Origin of the sequence: Georgenia alba (genome assembly GCF_042665525.1) — a bacterium.
GTDB lineage: Bacteria > Actinomycetota > Actinomycetes > Actinomycetales > Actinomycetaceae > Allobogoriella > Allobogoriella alba.
In genome coordinates this window covers 565,114-582,473 of the sequence record NZ_JBHTCQ010000001.1, presented here as the reverse complement: position 1 = coordinate 582,473, position 17,360 = coordinate 565,114, and the positions used below count along the sequence as shown (strand labels likewise).

Below are 17,360 nucleotides of genomic sequence, written 5' to 3'. Positions count from 1 at the left end.
GCGTCGTTCCCGGCCGGCCGGTGGGCTCTGTCACGGGTGGCACCGCCTCGGGCGCGCGGGGGCCGTACGGTGACGCCATGGCCGTCACCGACAGCGCGATCGCGGCGATCCGGTCGATGATCGTCTCCGGCGAGCTGCAGCCCGGCGACCGGTTGCCCCCGGAGGCCGCCCTCGGCGCGCGGCTCGGCCTGTCCCGCAACTCCCTGCGCGAGGCGGTGCGGGCCCTCTCCCTCATCCGGGTGCTCGACGTGCGCCAGGGCGACGGCACCTACGTGACGAACCTGGCGCCGTCGATGCTCGTCGAGGCGATCTCGTTCATCATCGACCTGCACGAGGACTCCTCGATCGTCGAGCTGCTGCAGATGCGCCGGATCCTCGAGCCCGCCGCCGTGGAGCTCGCCGCGCACGGCATCGACGACGCGGGCCTGGCGCAGGTCCGCGCGATCCTGGACCGGACAGGTCCGCAGTCCTCGGCCGAGGAGCTCCTCGCCGCGGACCTGGAGTTCCACCGGACGGTGAACTCCTACTGCGGGAACTCCTACCTCTCGGCCACGATCGAGGGGATCTCCGGCCCGACGGCCCGGGCGAGGATCTGGCGCGGCATCACCGAGTCGGGGTCGCTGGAGCGGACCCTCGCCGAGCACGAGGCGATCTACGCGGCGCTCGCCGCGGGCCGGGCGGACGTGGCCGGGGCGTGGTCGCGGGTGCACATCGCCGGCGTGGAGATGTGGGTGGCGCAGCAGGCCGACCTCGCGGCCCAGGGACCTGCCCAGGGCCGGGCGGGTCGTCAGCCGGGCAGCCCGTAGACGGCACGTGCCGTGCCCTCGCGGATCGCTGCCTGCTCCGCCGGCGTGAGCTCCTCGAGCAGCTCGAGGGCGACGCCGAGGGTCGCGGCGTAGTCCCCCACCCGTGGCGCGATGGGCCAGTCGCTGCCGAGCATCAGCCGGTCCGGGCCGAACGACTCGAGCGCCAGGTCCCACGCCCGGGCCGCCAGGTCCCGTCCCCAGGAGGCGCCGGGCGCCACGGAGGTCGCGAGGCCGGAGACCTTGGCCACCACGTTCGGGAGCCGCGCGGCGGCGCGCAGCTGCGCCTCCCACTCGGCGTCGTCTCCGCCGAGCGGCGGCTTGGCGAGGTGGTCGACGACGACGCGCAGCCCGTCGACGTCGGCCGCGAGGTCCGGGACCTGGTCCAGCTGCCCGGGGTAGGCGTCCGGGATGTCCAGGGGCAGGCCCGCGGCTGCCACGGCCGCGAGTGACTCCCGGACCACCGGCAGGCTCAACATCCGTGGGTCCGCGTCGTCGTGCGTGAGGTGCCGGACGCCCACGAGGTTCTCCGTAAAGCCCTCCTCCACCAGGGCGCGCACCCGGTCCGGACGGCGCAGCGGCAACCAGCCGACGACGCCGAGGACCCACTCGTCGGCCTCCTGCTGGCGCAGCAGGTGCCGGGTCTCCTCGAGGCTGTCGGCGGCCTGCACGAGGACGGCGCCGCGGACCGGCGCCGCCAGCTCGGCGGCCGCGGCCCGCGCATCCGCGACGGTGAACCGCCGGAACAGCGGACCCGGCGGGATCCAGCCGTAGTCGAGCAGACCGGGGTCCCAGACGTGCAGGTGGGTGTCGATCACGGTGTGTGTCACGGCGCCACCGCCGGGTCGGCGGCGCCCAGAAGACCCTCGGCGGCGAGGTCTGCCCACACCGCCTCCGGCACCGGCTCGGCGGCCCACCGCGCCAGGTCCCGGACCTCGGCGGCGCTGCGCATCCCGATCGTCACGTCGACGACGGCGGGGTGCCGCAGCGGGAAGTGCACGGCCACGTGCGGCAGGGACAGGCCGTGCCGTCGGCACACCGCCGCGAGCCGCTGGGCGCGGTCGAGCACGTCCGGCGGGGCGGCGGCGTACTCGTAACGCGCGCCGGCACCGGGTGCGGGGTCCGCCAGGATGCCGGAGTTGAACACCCCGACGGCGACCACGCCCACGCCGTGCTCCAGGCACGTGCCCAGCAGCGGGTCCGCGGACTGCTCGAGCAGGGTGTGCCGGCCGGCGAGCATGACGAGGTCGAGGTCGCTCCGGGTGACGGCCGCCCGCAGGATCTCGGGGTCCTTCGAGCCGGCACCGACGGCACGCACCACCCCGCTGTCCCGGAGGGTGACGAGGGTCTCGAGGGCACCGAGCATCTCCTCGGTGGTGCGGGCGGTCTCCTCCGGGTCATGGAGGTAGGCGACGTCGACGGCGTCGAGACCGAGCCGCTCGAGGCTGTCGGTGAGGCTGCGCTCGATCCCCGCCGGGCTCAGGTCCGCACGACGGCGCAACGTCGCGGGCACCACGAACCCGCCGGGGTCCAGGTCGCCCTCGCGGTAGCCGGGGTCGGGCTCGAGGATCCGGCCCACCTTGGTCGAGAGGACGTACTCCTCCCGCGCCCGGCCGGTCAGCGCGTCGCCGAGGCGCCGTTCCGACAGGCCGATGCCGTAGTGCGGCGCGGTGTCGAAGTAGCGGATCCCGGCCTCCCAGGCCGCATCCACCGCCGCGCGGGCGGCGTCGGGCGCGACCGTCTCGTACAGGTTGCCCAGCTCGGCCGCGCCGAATCCCCAGCGCGTCAGCCGCACGCGGTCGGTCATGCCGGCGGCTCCGCGGGCAGCTCCCACACGTGGCGCAGCCCGTCGTCCTCGCCGCTGTAGTCGTCCTCCACCTCGAGGAGCTCGGCCATGCGGGCCTGCCAGGGGACGTTCGCGGGGTGGTCGCGCAGGGCCGCACGCATCGCGCGGTAGTCCTCGCACTCGACCACGTGGAACAGCTCGCGCCCGTCGCGCCAGATCCGCCAGGTGTGTACCCCGGCGGCTCGCAGCGCGGCGTCGAGATCGGCAGGGATGACGGCGTGGATGCGGTCGTAGTCCTCCTCCTTGCCGGGTGCGAGGCGTGTGTGCAGAGCGATGCGATCCATGTCGGCTCCTCTCAGGAACGGTCCGCCCCGGCGGCCGCGCCGTCGTCCAGGAACAGCTCGACCACCGGGATCTCGACGTCGGGGCGGACGGTGGGCAGGTGGAGCGTCAGCGTCCCGGCCGGCTGCCCGCCGGGCTCGGTGGTCAGCGCCTGCTGGTCGGGATCGGTCGCCTCCGCGCGGATCTGGGAGCCGTCGTGGAGGAAGCGGACGTACCGGACCTTCCCGGCGAGCCCGGGCAGGTGCAGGTGCCCGAACGGCCAGTGGAACAGGTGCACGTACAGGCGGTCGCCCCGCTGCGTCAGCACCGTCCCGGGCGGTGCCGTGTGGTCGGCCGGTCCGGCGCCGACCACCGAATCGGCATGCAGGTCCATCCAGCTGCCGATCGTCGCCAGCGACTCTCGGTCTCGCGGGGTGACCGCCCCGCGGCCGTCGGGGCCGATGTTGAGCAGCATGTTGCCGTTCTTCGACACGGAGTCCACGAGCATCCGCAGCAGCAGGTCGGGCGTCTTGAAGCCGAGGTTGTCCCGGTCGTAGCCCCAGCTGCCGTTGAGCGTCTGGCACGCCTCCCAGGCGACGTCGACGCCGTCGCGCCGCATCGGTGCGCTCGGCTGGTACTGCTCCGGGGTGACCAGGTCCCCCGGGATCCCGAGCCGGTCGTTGACGACGATGCCGGGCTGCAGCTGCCGGGTCATCGCGAGCAGGCCCTCGGCGCCCCAGTCGTGCGGCCCCTTGCCGGGCCAGCCGCCGACGGTCTCGGGATAGGTGAAGTCGTAGAAGAGGTAGTCGATCGTGCCGTAGCCGGTCAGCAGCTCGCGCACCTGGCCGTGGAGGAACTCGCGGTACCGCGCCATGTCCCGTCCCGCGTTGCGGTCGTGCGCGTCTGGGACGTCGCGGAGCGGGTGGTGGTGGTCGAGGGTGAAGTCCGGGTGGTGCCAGTCCAGCAGCGAGTAGTACAGGCCCACCCGCAGGCCCTCGGCGCGGCAGGCGTCGACGAACTCGCGTACCAGGTCCCGCCCGAACGTCCGGACGCTGGTGAAGTCGCTGAGCCGGCTGTCGAAGAGCGAGAAGCCCTCGTGGTGCTTGGCCGTCAGCACCGCGTACCGCATCCCGGCCCGCTTCGCGGTGCGGGCGATGTCGGCTGCGTCGAACCGGTCGGGGTCGAAGAACTCGGCATAGGTCTCGTAGACCTCCGGGTCGATCCGCTCGCGGGTCATCACCCACTCGTGCCGTGCGAGCGTCGAGTAGAGCCCGAAATGGACGAAGAGCCCGAACCGGGCGTGACCGAACCACTCGTGCTCAGCTCGGGACACGTGCACTCTCCTTCGTCGGCGGCCCGTGCCGGCGGCACCGTCCTCGCGGCCGCCAGACATCGGATGACTCGTGCCCATCATGGTGCCGCATGCGCCGTGACCGGCGGAGGCAGGCCACGGGCCGCGCCAAGCACCCGCCGGAGACGGAGCCCCCAAAGACGTCGCCGTGCCGTCGCGGCCTCAGTACCGTGTCGCGAGTGAACCCCGCGTACCTCCGCTACCCCCATGTCCAGGGCGATCTCGTCACGTTCGTCGCGGCCGACGACGTGTGGCTCGCCCCCGTCGAGGGCGGCCGCGCCTGGCGGCTGACGCACGACGGCGCACCGGTCCGCCAGCCGCGGCTCTCCCCGGACGGGAGGCACGTCGCCTTCGTCTCCTACCGCGACGGTCACCCCGAGGTCATGGCCACCGAGATCGACTCCGGCGAGGTGCGCCGCCTGACGTGGTGGGGCGGATCCGTGACGACCGTGCTCGGCTGGGGACCGGACGGCCGGATCCTCGTGGCGTCGAACGCCGGCGAGGCCAACATCCGGCACGCCGTGGTCAAGGCCGTCGGGCTCGACGGCGCCGCCGAGCGGCTCACCTACGGCATGGCGTCCGGTCTCGCGATCAGCTCGAAGGGGGCTGTCGCGCTGACCACCCCGTGGAGCCGGCCTCCGGCGCACTGGAAGCGGTACCGCGGCGGCACCGCCCCGCGGCTGTGGTTGGACAAGGCGGGCAAGGGCCGTTGGGAGCGGCTGCTGCCCGAGGAGGAGGCCTCGCTCGTCGACCCGATGTGGATCGGCGACGCGCTGCTGTTCGTCTCCGACCGCGCCGCGACGTTCCCGGACCGCACCGAGGAGCAGGCGAACCTGTGGGTCTGGGACAACCCGGGCAAGCGGCGCCCGCGGCAGCTGACGTTCCAGGACGCCGAGACCGGCTACGTCCGCGACGCCACCACGGACGGCACCACCATCGCGTGGCACAGCCGCGGCCAGATCTGGCTGCACGACGGCCTCGAGGACCTCGACGCCGAGCCCCGCCGCCTCGAGGTCACGCTCCCCGCGACGGCACCGGTGCGGACCGCCGTCGCCCCGACGCAGAACCTCGACGCCCTCGTGCCCGACCACGGCGGCGACCACAGCCTCGTCGCGTGGCGGGGCAAGGCCTTCTGGCTGGCCCACCGCGACGGCCCGGCGCACGCCCTGGCCGCCGACCAAGGTGTCCGGGTCCGCGAGCCCGTCGTGCTCGGTCGGACCGGACACGCCGCCGTCGTGACTGACGCGGACGGTGAGGACGCGCTGGAGATCCACACGCTCGACGGCTCCGCCGAGCCCCGGCGCATCCTCGGCGGCTCGCTCGGCCGCGTCCTGCACCTGGCCGCCGACCCGGCCGGCGAGCGCCTCGCCACCATCTCCCACGACGGCGCGATCCGCCTGATCACCCTCGGCGCGACCGGTCGCCGCGGGCGCCGGGCACCGTCGGTGCGCGAGGTGACCAGCTCCCGGCACGGGGAGGCCCTCACCCCGAGCTTCTCACCCGACGGGCGCTACCTGATCTGGTCGCAGCCCACCGGCGTCGAGGGCGAGATGCACCAGATCATGGTGCTCGACACCTCCACGGACGCGGACCCGGTGGCCCTGACCTCGGGCCAGTACCACGACACCTCGCCGGTGGTGACGGCGGACGGGAAGTACGTCGTCTTCCTCTCCGACCGCACCTTCGACCCGCAGTACGACAAGCACGACTTCGCGCTGGCCTTCGCCGGCGCCACGCGTCCGTGGCTCATCCCGATCGCCGCCACGGAACCCGCGCCGTTCGGACCGAGCGCGGACGGCTGGCGTCTGTCCAAGCCCGAGGAGCAGGACGGCAAGGAGCAGGCCAAGGACCAGCAGCCGTCCGCGCCGGCCTCCCCCGACCTCGACGCGGAGGGTGCCGAGGAGCGCATCGTCCCGTTCCCCGTGCCGTCGGCCGAGTACCGGGACCTCCGTGCCGCCAAGGACGGTGTCGTCTGGGTCAGGGTCGTCCAGGAGGAGGGCGCCCTCGGCACCCGCCGTGCCGGCGTCACCGGCGAGAAGACACCGGACAGCCTCGAGCGCTGGTCCTTCCCGGACCGCAAGGTCACGACGATCGTCGAGAAGGTCGACTCCTACGCGGTCTCCGGCGACGGCGAGCGGCTGGTGGTCCGCCACAAGGACGACGTCGTGGTCACCCCCGCCACTCGCAAGGCCGGCGAGGACGACGCCGAGGTGGTCTCGGTCGATCTGAGCCGGCTCCGGCTCGAGGTCGACCCGGCGGCCGAGTGGCGCCAGATGTTCGACGAGAACGCCCGCATCATGCGCGACCACTTCTGGCGCGAGGACATGGACGGCGTGGACTGGGACGGCGTCGTGGCGCGGTGGCGGCCCGTCGTGGACCAGGTCCGCAGCCACGACGACCTCGTCGACCTGCTGTGGGAGACGGTCGGCGAGCTCAACACCTCGCACGCCTACGTCATGCCCGCGAAACCGTTGGGGGATCCCGACCGTCGACTCGGCTTCCTCGGTGCCGACCTCTCGCCGGCCGAGGGCGGCTGGCGGATCGACCGCATCCTGCCGGGCGAGTCCAGCGAGCCGGACGCCCGGTCCCCGCTGCGTGCAGCCGGCGTCGACGCCCGGGTCGGCGACCTCGTCGTCGCGGTCGACGGCGTCCCGGTCGACCCGGTCGCCGGTCCGGCCGCCGGGCTCACCGGCGCGGCGAACAAGCCGGTCGAGCTGACGTTGCGCCGGGGCGGCGAGAGCCGTCGCGTCGTCGTCGTGCCGCTGGCCGACGAGGAGGTCATCCGCTACCAGGACTGGGTCCGCTCGCGCCGCGAGTACGTCCGCGAACGCACCGATGGCCGGCTCGGCTACCTGCACGTGCCGGACATGATGAGCTACGGCTGGGCCCAGCTGCACCGTGACTTGCGAGTGGCGAGCCGGGCCGAGGGCATCGTGGCCGACGTGCGGTACAACCGCGGCGGCCACACATCCGCCCTGGTCATCACCAAGCTCGCCGCCCGGGTGGTCGGCTGGGACCGGTCCCGGTACTACGAGCGCGCCGGCTCCTATCCGTACCAGGCGCCCCGCGGCCCGGTGGTGCTGGTGGCCAACGAGTTCTCCGGCTCCGACGGCGACATCGTCAACGCCGCCGGCCAGGCGCTCGGTGTCGGCCCGGTGGTCGGGGTGCGGACGTGGGGCGGCGTCATCGGCATCGACGGCCGGTTCGACCTCGTCGACGGCACGTCGATCACGCAGCCCCGGTACTCGTTCTGGCTCGAGGGCAAGGGCTGGGGCGTGGAGAACCACGGCGTCGACCCGGACGTCGAGGTGGTCCACACCCCGGCGCAGCTCTTCGCCGACGACGATCCCCAGCTCGACCGGGCCATCGAGGAGGCGCTGCGGCTGCTGAAGAAGAAGCCCGCCGCGACGCCGCCGGAGATACCCGAGCCGAAGGTACGCCGGTAACGCGACGCGTCATGCGCCACGTGATCGCGCATCACGACGACAGGGTCGACGGCCGCCGGTGTTCGCCGGACTCGACCGACGCATCCCGGAGCTCCCGCGTCACGGCGCGTTCCCGGAGGAGGTGACCGACGGACGCCGCGGCCAGGAGGGGCGGCCAGAACGCGGCGCAGACGTAGCAGGCCGCGCACAGCCATGCCCAGCCGTCGTACGGCTGCCCGGCGAAGGGGTCCACCCGGTCCCACGCGACGACACTCATCGTCACGATCAGGCCCAGCACCGCGGCACCGACGAGTCCGCACACCGCGACGAACGTGGGTATCCGCCGCCGTGCCCAGCCGGGCACCCGCCCGGGCATGAGCTGCCGCACGTCGACCACGAGCGCGAACGCGCATGCCGCCGCCAGGAGCTGCAGCGCGGAGAGCCCGAGGACGTACCCGGTGCCCGCGCCCGGGATGTCCTGGAACGCCCGCCACTCGTCGGGTGTCCCGAGCGGATGGCCGGCCGCGAGCGCGAGGCGCCACAGCGCCGTCGGAAGCGCGGCGAGGAAGGCTCCGGACGCGCACCACACGACCCATCGCGGTGCCGGGGTCATGCGCCGGTGTCCGGTCCGCCGGCGGGGACGTGTCGACGCCTCGGCGGGTCGACGCGCACCCGGGTGCGCGGACGACCGCGGCCACGCTTGCCGGACACCACGACGCCGTCACGGAGGACCTCGCCGCCCCACACGCCCCAGGGCTCGCCGCGCGCGAGCGCCGCGTTCAGGCAGCCAGGCCGGAGCGAGCAGCCCCGGCAGAGCGCCTTGGCCTGCTCCACCTGCTCACGGTGCTCCGCGAACCAGAGCTCGGGGTCGTGCGTACGGCACGGGAGGTCTGCCGGGACCAGTACATCGGTGCGCGCCGCAGTGCTCGAACTCACCCGGACGAGCCTCCGCCGTCCGGCGCGGCTTGTCGATGACATGGCATTTCATGGGCCGGCGACACCCCCGCCCGGCAGCGTGCCCGCCATCTCGCGGCCGCCGGCGCCGGAGGCCAGCACCTGCGCGGTCCGGCCGTCGGCCGGGTAGAACAGCTCGACGGCGATCTCCTGCAACGTGATGTCCTGCGGCGTGCAGAAGGTCGTGACGGTCGAGAAGAGCCGCACCTCCTGCTCCGGCGTCTGCAAGGTCATCGCACCGACGACCTCACCGCCCGCGGGCGCCGCCGCGCTGCCGTCCACGTGCGGCGCGACGTACGTGTCGTACAGGTCGGTGATCTCGGGGTCGGCGTCCTCGGCGAGCTGACGGGACAGCCGGGCACGGAACATGTTCCGCACGTCCGCGATGTTCCCGATCCGGGGCGCGAGCCCGCGCGGATCCAGGCTGAGGCGGACCAGGTTCGCCCGGGGGTGCAGCAGGTCGGCGTCGACACCGTCCTGGAGGAGCTCGACGCCCGCGTTCGTCATGAGGACGTTCCACCGCCGGTCCATGACCACGGCGGGATACGGCTCGTGCGCCCGGAGGATGGTGACGAGAGCCTCCCGGACGGACGACATGTCCGGCGCCTCCAGGTCCCGCTCCTGGTACCTCGGGGCGAAGCCCGCGGCCAGCAGCAGCCGGTTGCGGTGCCGCAGCGGCACATCCAGCGCGGAGGCCAGCCGCAGCACCATCTCAGCGCTCGGCCGAGACTTGCCGGTCTCCACCAGGCTCACGTGACGCGCCGAGACCTCCGCCTGCAGCGCGAGATCGAGCTGACTCAGCTGTCGATGATGGCGCCACTCACGCAGCAGGTCGCCCACCGACCCTGTCCCTCCGGCCATGGTCGGAGCGTATGCGGGCGCACGCGCCGTGGCGATGAAACGCCACTTCCTCCCGGGCGGCTCCAGGAGGTGCACCGTGCCGGACGTGGGTGGCTCCTCGTAGGCTGTGGGCACCGCGATGCCCTCACCGCGCGCGCGACGAGGGCGGGAGCACGGATGCGGAGGTGCCGGTGGAGCTGAGGGCGGTGCGAGTCCTGGGCGAGGAGCTGCTCGCCGAGCACGGGCTCGCCGACTGGCGGCTGCGGTTCGACAACGCCAAACGGCGCGCCGGCGCGTGCCGGTTCGACATCAAGGTGATCTCGGTGTCACGCCATCTCATGGCGCTGTACACCGAGGAGCACGTCCGCGACACCCTGCTGCACGAGATCGCCCACGCGCTCGTGGGCCCTGAGCACGGGCACGACGCCGTCTGGCGGGCCCAGGCACACCGGATCGGCTGCAGCGGCCAGCGGCTGGTCGATGCGGACGCCCCGCGGCCACCGGCACCGTGGCGCGGGACGTGCCCTCGTGGGCACACCTACGAGCGCCACCGCCGACCGTCCCGCCCCGCGAGCTGCGCCCGCTGCGACCGCGGCTTCAACACGGACTTCCTGCTGCGGTGGACCTACCGCGGGCAGTCGGTCTCGCCAGGACCGGTCTACGAGCGCGAGCTCGCCCGGCTGCTGGCGACGGCGGACCACAGCGTCCTTGCCGGCAGCGGAGTGGACGCCACCGACGCCTCGCTCGCGCTCGCCGACCGCAGCGCGCACCACGGCGTCTCCTCGCCCTCCGCTCGTCCCTCGCTCGCGCTCGTCGACACCGACGCCAGCCTGAGCGGGTCGTGCTAGCCGACCGGCCCGCCCGTCGCGCGCGCCGCCGACGCGAGGCGTTGACGGCGTATGGCCTGCTGCTGCCGAGCTTCGTCGGCGTCGGCGGGTTCCTCCTGGTGCCGGTGGTGCTCGTCGTGCTCATCTCCCTCACCCGGTGGGACCTCATCTCCGACCCGTCCTGGACGGGCCTGGCGAACTACACCGACCTCGCCGGGTCCGCGGCGTTCTGGAACTCGCTGCGGGTGACCGCGTTGTTCACGCTCATGGCGCTGCCGACGTCGATCGTCCTCGCGCTCCTGCTGGCGCTGGCGATCAACCGCGGCCTTCCGGGCACCTCGGCGCTCCGCGTCGTGTACGTCCTGCCCTGGGTGTGCGCGCCGCTGGCCCTCGGCGTCGTCTGGCGGTGGCTGCTCGACCCCAGCACGGGAGCGGCGAACGCCCTGCTGGGCACGCGGATCGAGTGGATGTCCGACCCGGCCCTGGCGCTGCCGGCCGTCGCCTTCGTGTACGTGTGGTCCACGGTCGGGTACATCTCGCTGTTCTTCCTGGCCGGCCTGCAGCAGATCCCGCCGTCGGTGTACGAGGCGGCCACGCTCGACGGTGCGGGTCCGGTCCGGACGCTCTTCTCCGTGACGGTGCCGCTGCTGCGACCGACGACGTTCTTCGTCTCGGTCACCTCGGTCATCGCCTCGTTCCAGGTCTTCGACCTCGTCTACGGCCTCACCGGTGCCGCCCGGGGCTACCCCGCCGGTTCCACCGACGTCATCGCGGCGCACATCTACGACGAGGCGTTCGTCGCCCTGAACCTGGGCCGGGCCTCGGCGATGGCGGTCCTGCTCCTGGTCGTCCTCGTCGCCGTCACGCTCCTCCAGCAGCGGTACTTCAGCCGCCGGATCACGTACGACATGTCATGACGACGCTGCCCCCGACCCGTTCCGGAAAGCCGCGTACGACGACGCGCGGCGGCCGGCCGACGTCGGCCCGCTCGGCGCGTTGGCTGGCCAACGGCCTGACGTATCTCATGCTGATCGCCGGCGCGGGCCTCGTCGTCGGGCCGTTCGTCTTCTCGGTCCTCACCGCCATGAAGACGCCGCGGCAGTTCAGCACGACCGTGCCGCTGTCGCTGCCGGACCCCGTCACGTTCGAGAACTTCACCGCGCTGTTCACCGACGCGTACGACTTCGTGGTTCCGATCGCGGTGACTGCGCAGATGGTGGCGGTCCTGGTGGCGGGGCAGATGATCTCCTCGGTGCTCGCGGCGTACGCGTTCGCCACGCTGCGCTTCCCCGGCCGGGACGCCCTCTTCTGGACCTACCTCGCCACCCTCATGATCCCGGCGGTGGTGACGATCATCCCGCTGTACTCGATGCTCACCTCCGCCGGTCTGCGGAACACCTTCGCCGGCCTGGTGGTGCCGTTCCTTCTCGGCAGCCCGTACGCGATCTTCCTGCTCCGGGAGAACTTCCGGTCCCTGCCCACGGAGCTCCTCGACGCCGCCACCATCGACGGCGCCGGCGCCCTGCGGCGTCTGTGGTACGTGATGCTGCCCCTGAACCGGCCGATCCTGGCGACGCTGCTGCTCATCACGGTCGTGACGCAGTGGAACAGCTTCATCTGGCCGTCGGTCATCGCCCCGGCACCGGAGTGGAACGTCATGACGGTGGCGACCGCGTCCCTGCAGACGCAGTACTCGGGCAACTGGACGCTCGTCATGGCAGCCACGACCATCGCGCTGGCGCCGCTCGTCATCCTGTTCGTGGTCTTCCAGCGCCAGATCACCCGCTCCATCGGCATCGGGTTGCGGTGAGGTCACGGTTCCGCGCCGCCCCGCCGTGGCGCACCCGCACACGCCTCGCGTGGCACTAGGTTGAGGTGCAGGGCCCACGGGGGGCATCGAGGAGGGCAGATGGGGAGCGCGCCGCGCCGAGGCCGCTTGCTGGGTACTGCCGTCGCCGCGGCGGCGATGGTCCTCGCGGCGTGCTCGCCGGCCACGGACGACGACCCGACGGTGGAAGGTGACACCCAGGCCGGAGGCGCCACCACCGTGACCTTCCGGCTGTGGGACGAGGTGGCCGCCCCGGCCTACCAGGAATCGTTCGACGCGTTCATGGCCCAGAACCCGGACATCCGGGTCGAGGTCGAGACCGTCCCGTGGGCGGACTACTTCGAGCGGCTCCCGCTGGACCTGAGCTCCGGCGAGATGGCCGACATCTTCTGGACGAACACCTCGAACTTCGGCCGCTACGCCGACAGCGGCGACCTGCTCAACATCTCCGAGACGCTCGGGACCGAGCACGACGAGTGGGAGGGGGCGATCACCGACCTGTACCGGCGGGACGGGTCGCTGTGGGGCGTCCCCCAGCTGTGGGACTCGATCGCCCTGTACTACAACGCGGAGATGGTCGAGCGGGCCGGGGTGGATCCGAACGACCTCACGTGGCAGCCCTCCCCGGGCGGCCGACGGGTCGCACCCGACGACACCCTCCTCCCGGCGGCCCGGTCCCTCACGGTCGACGACGAGGGACGCCACCCGGGCGAGGACGGGTTCGACCCGAGCTCCACCCGCGTGTACGGCTTCAACTCGCAGGCCGACCTGCAGGCGATCTACATCGACTTCCTCGCCCAGAACGGCGGCCAGTGGCAGGACGGTGACCGGTTCGCCTTCGCCAGCCCCGAGGGCGAAGAGGCGTTCCAGTACCTCGTCGACCTCATCAACACCCACCACGTGGCGCCCTCGGCCGCCGACACGAACCCCAACGGCGACCTGCCGCAGGAGCTGTTCCTCCAGGGGCGGCTCGCACTCTTCCAGTCCGGGCCGTACCGCCTCCGGACCATCGCCGACAGCGCCGACTTCGAGTGGGGCATCGCGCCCATGGTCGGCGGGCCTGAGGGCCGCGTGAGCGTCGTGCACGGAGTCGCGGCGGTCGGCAACGCGCACAGCGAGAACATCGAGGCGACCACGACCGTGCTGCGGTGGCTCGGCTCCGCCGACGGCCAGTCCGCGCTGGCGAGCCAGGGCATCGCCTTCCCGGCCGCGGTCGACGCTCAGCAGACGTTCGTCGACTACTGGGCCGACCGCGACGTCGACGTCCAGCCGTTCCTCGACGCTGCCCAGGGCGAGACCACGCCAGCCCCCACCGGCCCGAACACGAACGCCGGGATGAACGCCGCGACGCCGATCCTGCAGGACATGTTCCTCGGTGACGTCCCGGTGCCGGAGGCGCTCCGGGAGGCACAGGAAGCCGGGAACGCGGCACTCGAGGAGTAGCCGGCGGGGTTCAGAGGCCGTTCCAGTGCTGCACGGCGGGGGCCTCCACGTCGGTCATGTCGATGACGACGTCGCTGCGATCCATCGGATCGGCGATCGCCCGGTACAACGCGAGCGCGGGCAGGTAGAGGTTGCGGTAGCGACCCAGGACGCCCTCGATGTCGTCGTCCTCGTCGAGCCGGTCCCGGACGCGCTCGAGCGTCACCTCCTCGGAGACCGTCAGGTAGACGGTCACGTCCCACAGGTCCGCGAGCTCGGGGCGCAGCAGACTCATCCCTTCGGCGATGACCACGGTCCCGGGGTGGTCGTGCGCGGGGTTCCCGACCGCGATCTCCCGGATCAAGTCCAGCGGGTAGGCGTGCTCGTACACCCAGTGCGGATCCTGGTGCCGGAGCTCCCCCCGCAGCACGACGGGGGCGAGCAGGTCGTCGGTGCTGAACCGCCGCAGCTCGGCGCCCGCGGGGAGCAGCGGGTACAGCAGCCCGTCCAGGTCCCGCGCGAAGGTCGTCTTGCCCGCTGCATCGGGACCGTCGACGGCGACCCGCAGGACCTGTCGGTCCGCGGCGCGGCGGGCAAGCCCTCGAGCGAGGCGCTCGAGGATCCGCCGTCGTCCCGGCGTCGTCGCCATGGCTCGATGGTAGGTGAGCGGCACCGCACCGCGGCTGCGTACGGACGGCGCTCATCCGTGCTTGAGTATCCGGGTGGGCAGATCCGGGCGACAGCGACGACTCTCGCCCACGCAGCGTCTGGCGGCGCGGCGGCGCGTGCGGCTGGTGCGCAGTGCCCTCGTCTTCCTGCTCCTGGTGACCACCGCGACGAGCATCGACGCGCTGGACGGGCCACCCACGTATCGGCCCGCCATGAACCTCGCACCGCACGTGGAGCTGCCCGCCGCGCCCGAACCGTGGTCGGGCCAGGGCCGCGGCTGCACCGAGCCGGATCCGGCGGGGACGGACGGCTGCGTCACGCCGGCGATGGCCTGGCTGGTCGATCAGCTCACCTTCACCGACGCGTCCCTGACGTGCTGGTCCGAGCACGAGTGGAACCCGGAGTCGGACCATCCCCACGGCCGCGGCTGCGACCTGTACTACGGCCGGTCCGGTGCGTTCGCCGACGGCCAGGACCTCATCGAGGGGTGGCGGGCGGCCCGGTGGCTGCAGGTCCACGCCGAGGCGCTGCACGTCCACTACATCATCTGGCAGGGCCGCATCTGGGAGGCGGACCGCCCGGAGGCGGGCTGGGTCCCCTACAACGGCGCCGGCGTCTACGACCCCGGGGACGCGACCGGCGGGCACTTCGACCACGTCCACGTCTCGGTCCGGGGGTAGGCGTCGCCGGTCGGCGGATACGCTGATGCGGTGAAGAGCGGCACCATCTGGACGGTTCTCGGAGTGCTCGTCGCGATCGTGGCGGCGTGGTTCCTCGTCGACGCCCTCTTCTCCCTCATGTGGTTCGTGGTCAAGCTGGCCGTGGTGGCCGTCGTCGCCGTTGCGGTCTTCGTCCTGCTGCGCAACGCGCTCAGCGGTTCCCGGGACGAGTGAGCCAGGGCTCACGGCGAGCCCTGCGCCCGGGACGACGTGGCGCGCACCGCCGCGGCTCGGGCACGATGGACCAACGATGAGCGAGAGAACACCGTTCGACGACGGCGCCACGACCACCACCGGCGAGGACCGCGAGGTACTCGGCTGGGAGCAGTTCGGCGGGTTCTCCCGCGAGCTGGCACGAGACATCGTCGCCTCCGGCTGGATGCCGGACCTCGTCATCGCCGTCGCCCGCGGCGGGCTCCTGCCCGCCGGCGCCCTCGCGTACGCGCTCGGCGTCAAGGCGATGGGGACGCTCAACGTCGAGTTCTACACCGGCGTCGGGGAGACGCTGCCGGAGCCGGTCGTGCTGCCGCCGCTCATGGACACCTCCGAGCTGCCCGGGCACAAGGTGCTCGTGGTTGACGACGTCGCCGACTCGGGGAAGACCCTCGCGCTGGTCATGGACATGATCCGCGCCAAAGGGCTGCCGGTGGACGCGGACCGCGACGGCACCGTCGAGTCCTCGGCACCGGTGGATGCCCGCTCGGCGGTCATCTATGCCAAGTCGGCCTCCATCATCGACCCCGACTACGTGTGGCGGCACACCGACCGGTGGATCAACTTCCCCTGGTCCACGCTGCCGCCGGTCACCGAGGAATGACGGGCCGGATCAGGCCTCGCGGCCCTCGGGGCCGGTAGCCGCCCGGTCCGGGAGCCGGTCCCGCAGGCGGGCGAGCAGCCCCTCCGCGCCACGCTCGACGACGTCGAGCGTCTCGTAGAACCCGTCGTGCGCCCCGTACCAGGGGTCGGGGACGTCGAGGTCGTACTCGCCGGCGATCGCGCGGTCCGGGGCGGTGGCGTCGAACTCCCGCCACAGCCTGATCTCTGTCCCCCCGCCGGACCGCTCCGCGATCCGGCGCAGCGCCCGCTCGTGCTGGCTGGTCATCGCGAGCGCCAGGTCGGTCTCCGCGAGCTCGTCCGCACCCACCTGGTGGGCGTGGTGCCTCGGGACCTCGTACCCGTGCTCGGCGAGCACAGCCTGGGCGCGGGTGTCGATCGGGTTGCCGTGCTCCTCGTCGCTGATGCCGGCGGAGGTCACCTCGACGGCGTCGTCCAGACCGGCTTCGCGGAGCCGTCTGCGCAGCACCACCTCCGCCATCGGAGAGCGGCAGATGTTCCCGGTGCAGACGACGAGGACGCGGAAGGGACGGGTCATGGCTCCATGGTGCCAGCCGGGAATTCTGCGTGACACACGACGCGTCGCCCGCCTAGCGTGGGTGGCACACGAGAAGGGAGGTGGTCCAGAGGTGAATATTCTTCGGACGCGTGAGGTGGCTACCCGCTAGCCCGTCGACGGACGGACCCGTGGTCCTCCCCTCTCGACGAGTCGGCGAGAACCAGGTGGTCACCGGAACCCGCGGGGCCGTGATCTCGTCCACCACGGACCCTGGCCGTGAGCCAGGACCCCGCGGGTTCTTCCCTGCCCGGGCGCGGTAACCCGGGGGCAAATCAGGGTCGGCCAGGGAACGATCGGGGGCCGACCGGGGACAAGTCAGGGTCCGACCCTCTGTCGACCGCGGCGCTACTGAGGTGAACTAGACCCGTGGACGACATCAGCCAGTGGATCCTCGACGCCGCCGCCACCCCGGCCGCACTGGTTGCCATCTTCGTCCTCACCGTCATCGACGGGCTGGTGCCCGCACTGCCGAGCGAGTCGCTCGTCATCGGCCTGGCGGCGATCGGCTCCACCACCGGCCGGCCACTGCTGGTCGTCCTCGGACCCGTCGCCGCGGTCGCCGCGTTCATCGGCGACAACCTGAGCTACGAGATCGGTCGCGCCGTCGGGCTCGACCGGTTCCGCTGGATGCGCACCCCGTGGTTCTCCAGGCAGACCGGCCGCGCGGCCGCGGGGCTCGCGCGCCGCGTCTCGACCGCGGTCCTCGCCGGGCGGTTCGTGCCCGGCGTCCGGGTCGCCGTCGGGCTGGCCGCAGGGGCGACGGGCATCCGCCGCACGGTCTACCGGGGGCTCACCGCGCTCGGTGCGACGCTGTGGGCCACCTACATGCTCATCCTGGGCACGGTCGGCGGCACGTGGTTCAGCGACCGCCCGGTGCTGGGCATCCTGGCGGCCACCGTGCTCGGTGCCCTGATCGGCCTCGTCGTGGACCGCGTGCTCAGCCTGCTGCGGCGGCGGGCCGACCGGCAGACCGTCGCCGAGGGGGCCGCGCTGGCCGAGGACCGCGCAGCCGAGTCCTGACC

The 17,360-nt window shown here is 72.7% G+C and carries 19 protein-coding genes; 10 read left to right on the top strand and 9 right to left on the bottom strand.

The features are described 5' to 3' along the window. Positions 1-77 precede the first annotated feature (77 nt). Positions 78-806 (top strand): FadR/GntR family transcriptional regulator, encoded by a 729-nt coding sequence (locus ACFQQL_RS02815; protein WP_382391034.1) that lies wholly within the window; start codon positions 78-80, stop codon positions 804-806. Here ACFQQL_RS02815 and ACFQQL_RS02810 read toward each other — a convergent pair. Genes ACFQQL_RS02810 through ACFQQL_RS02795 form a run of 4 tightly spaced genes read right to left on the bottom strand, consistent with a single transcriptional unit; the run spans position 788 to position 4,243 of the window. Beyond that, on the bottom strand, positions 788-1,633 hold the full coding sequence (locus tag ACFQQL_RS02810; protein WP_382391032.1) for an amidohydrolase family protein: 846 nt from the start codon (positions 1,631-1,633) through the stop codon (positions 788-790). The genes ACFQQL_RS02815 and ACFQQL_RS02810 overlap by 19 nt on opposite strands. After that, positions 1,630-2,610 (bottom strand): aldo/keto reductase, encoded by a 981-nt coding sequence (locus tag ACFQQL_RS02805; protein WP_382391030.1) that lies wholly within the window; start codon positions 2,608-2,610, stop codon positions 1,630-1,632. Before ACFQQL_RS02805 ends, ACFQQL_RS02810 begins: the two co-directional genes overlap by 4 nt. Then, the gene (locus ACFQQL_RS02800) at positions 2,607-2,933 is read right to left on the bottom strand and encodes an L-rhamnose mutarotase (protein WP_382391028.1); all 327 of its coding nucleotides are present in this window, start codon (positions 2,931-2,933) and stop codon (positions 2,607-2,609) included. Before ACFQQL_RS02800 ends, ACFQQL_RS02805 begins: the two co-directional genes overlap by 4 nt. An 11-nt stretch (positions 2,934-2,944) precedes the next feature. Then, positions 2,945-4,243: an alpha-L-fucosidase gene (locus ACFQQL_RS02795; protein ID WP_382391026.1), complete on the bottom strand. Its 1,299-nt coding sequence runs from the start codon at positions 4,241-4,243 to the stop codon at positions 2,945-2,947. Positions 4,244-4,440: 197 nt separating this feature from the next. On the opposite strand from ACFQQL_RS02795, the gene ACFQQL_RS02790 reads away from it, so the two are divergent. Continuing rightward, on the top strand, positions 4,441-7,707 hold the full coding sequence (locus tag ACFQQL_RS02790) for a S41 family peptidase (RefSeq protein WP_382391024.1): 3,267 nt from the start codon (positions 4,441-4,443) through the stop codon (positions 7,705-7,707). 31 nt (positions 7,708-7,738) lie between these two features. Here the strand turns inward: ACFQQL_RS02790 and ACFQQL_RS02785 are convergent, their stop codons facing one another. The 3 genes from ACFQQL_RS02785 to ACFQQL_RS02775 are packed head-to-tail and all read right to left on the bottom strand — an operon-like array spanning position 7,739 to position 9,501. Then, on the bottom strand, positions 7,739-8,299 hold the full coding sequence (locus ACFQQL_RS02785; protein ID WP_382391022.1) for a hypothetical protein: 561 nt from the start codon (positions 8,297-8,299) through the stop codon (positions 7,739-7,741). Beyond that, the gene (locus ACFQQL_RS02780; RefSeq protein ID WP_382391020.1) at positions 8,296-8,622 is read right to left on the bottom strand and encodes a WhiB family transcriptional regulator; all 327 of its coding nucleotides are present in this window, start codon (positions 8,620-8,622) and stop codon (positions 8,296-8,298) included. The genes ACFQQL_RS02785 and ACFQQL_RS02780 overlap by 4 nt, the downstream gene beginning before the upstream one ends. A gap of 48 nt (positions 8,623-8,670) precedes the next feature. Continuing rightward, entirely contained in the window at positions 8,671-9,501 is an 831-nt protein-coding gene (locus tag ACFQQL_RS02775; protein WP_382391018.1) for a helix-turn-helix domain-containing protein, read from the bottom strand. A 170-nt stretch (positions 9,502-9,671) separates the two neighbouring features. Between ACFQQL_RS02775 and ACFQQL_RS02770 the strand changes: the two genes are divergently transcribed. The 4 genes from ACFQQL_RS02770 (at position 9,672) to ACFQQL_RS02755 (ending at position 13,578) form a co-directional block, all read left to right on the top strand. Then, positions 9,672-10,328, top strand: coding sequence for a SprT-like domain-containing protein (locus ACFQQL_RS02770; RefSeq protein WP_382391016.1), 657 nt, complete (start codon positions 9,672-9,674; stop codon positions 10,326-10,328). A gap of 41 nt (positions 10,329-10,369) precedes the next feature. Further along, positions 10,370-11,224: a carbohydrate ABC transporter permease gene (locus tag ACFQQL_RS02765; RefSeq protein WP_382391014.1), complete on the top strand. Its 855-nt coding sequence runs from the start codon at positions 10,370-10,372 to the stop codon at positions 11,222-11,224. Positions 11,225-11,331: 107 nt separating this feature from the next. Continuing rightward, entirely contained in the window at positions 11,332-12,117 is a 786-nt protein-coding gene (locus tag ACFQQL_RS02760; protein WP_465254015.1) for a carbohydrate ABC transporter permease, read from the top strand. A 99-nt stretch (positions 12,118-12,216) separates the two neighbouring features. Further along, complete coding sequence (locus tag ACFQQL_RS02755) at positions 12,217-13,578, top strand: ABC transporter substrate-binding protein (protein WP_382391010.1); 1,362 nt, start codon at positions 12,217-12,219, stop codon at positions 13,576-13,578. A 10-nt stretch (positions 13,579-13,588) separates the two neighbouring features. On the opposite strand, the gene ACFQQL_RS02750 is transcribed toward ACFQQL_RS02755, so the two are convergent. Further along, entirely contained in the window at positions 13,589-14,206 is a 618-nt protein-coding gene (locus tag ACFQQL_RS02750; protein ID WP_382391008.1) for an AAA family ATPase, read from the bottom strand. A 73-nt stretch (positions 14,207-14,279) separates the two neighbouring features. On the opposite strand from ACFQQL_RS02750, the gene ACFQQL_RS02745 reads away from it, so the two are divergent. The 3 genes from ACFQQL_RS02745 (at position 14,280) to ACFQQL_RS02735 (ending at position 15,762) form a co-directional block, all read left to right on the top strand. Next, positions 14,280-14,906, top strand: a complete 627-nt coding sequence (locus ACFQQL_RS02745) for a VldE C-terminal domain-containing protein (protein WP_382391006.1) — start codon at positions 14,280-14,282, stop codon at positions 14,904-14,906. Positions 14,907-14,936: 30 nt separating this feature from the next. Next, positions 14,937-15,119, top strand: coding sequence for a hypothetical protein (locus ACFQQL_RS02740; protein WP_382391004.1), 183 nt, complete (start codon positions 14,937-14,939; stop codon positions 15,117-15,119). Between the two features lie 76 nt (positions 15,120-15,195). After that, positions 15,196-15,762, top strand: a complete 567-nt coding sequence (locus ACFQQL_RS02735; RefSeq protein WP_382391002.1) for a phosphoribosyltransferase — start codon at positions 15,196-15,198, stop codon at positions 15,760-15,762. Between the two features lie 9 nt (positions 15,763-15,771). On the opposite strand, the gene ACFQQL_RS02730 is transcribed toward ACFQQL_RS02735, so the two are convergent. Beyond that, positions 15,772-16,317 carry a low molecular weight protein-tyrosine-phosphatase gene (locus ACFQQL_RS02730; protein ID WP_382391000.1) on the bottom strand — a complete coding sequence of 182 codons (546 nt, stop codon included), beginning with the start codon at positions 16,315-16,317 and terminating at the stop codon, positions 15,772-15,774. A 387-nt stretch (positions 16,318-16,704) separates the two neighbouring features. On the opposite strand from ACFQQL_RS02730, the gene ACFQQL_RS02725 reads away from it, so the two are divergent. Next, complete coding sequence (locus ACFQQL_RS02725; protein WP_382390998.1) at positions 16,705-17,358, top strand: DedA family protein; 654 nt, start codon at positions 16,705-16,707, stop codon at positions 17,356-17,358. Positions 17,359-17,360: the final 2 nt, after the last annotated feature.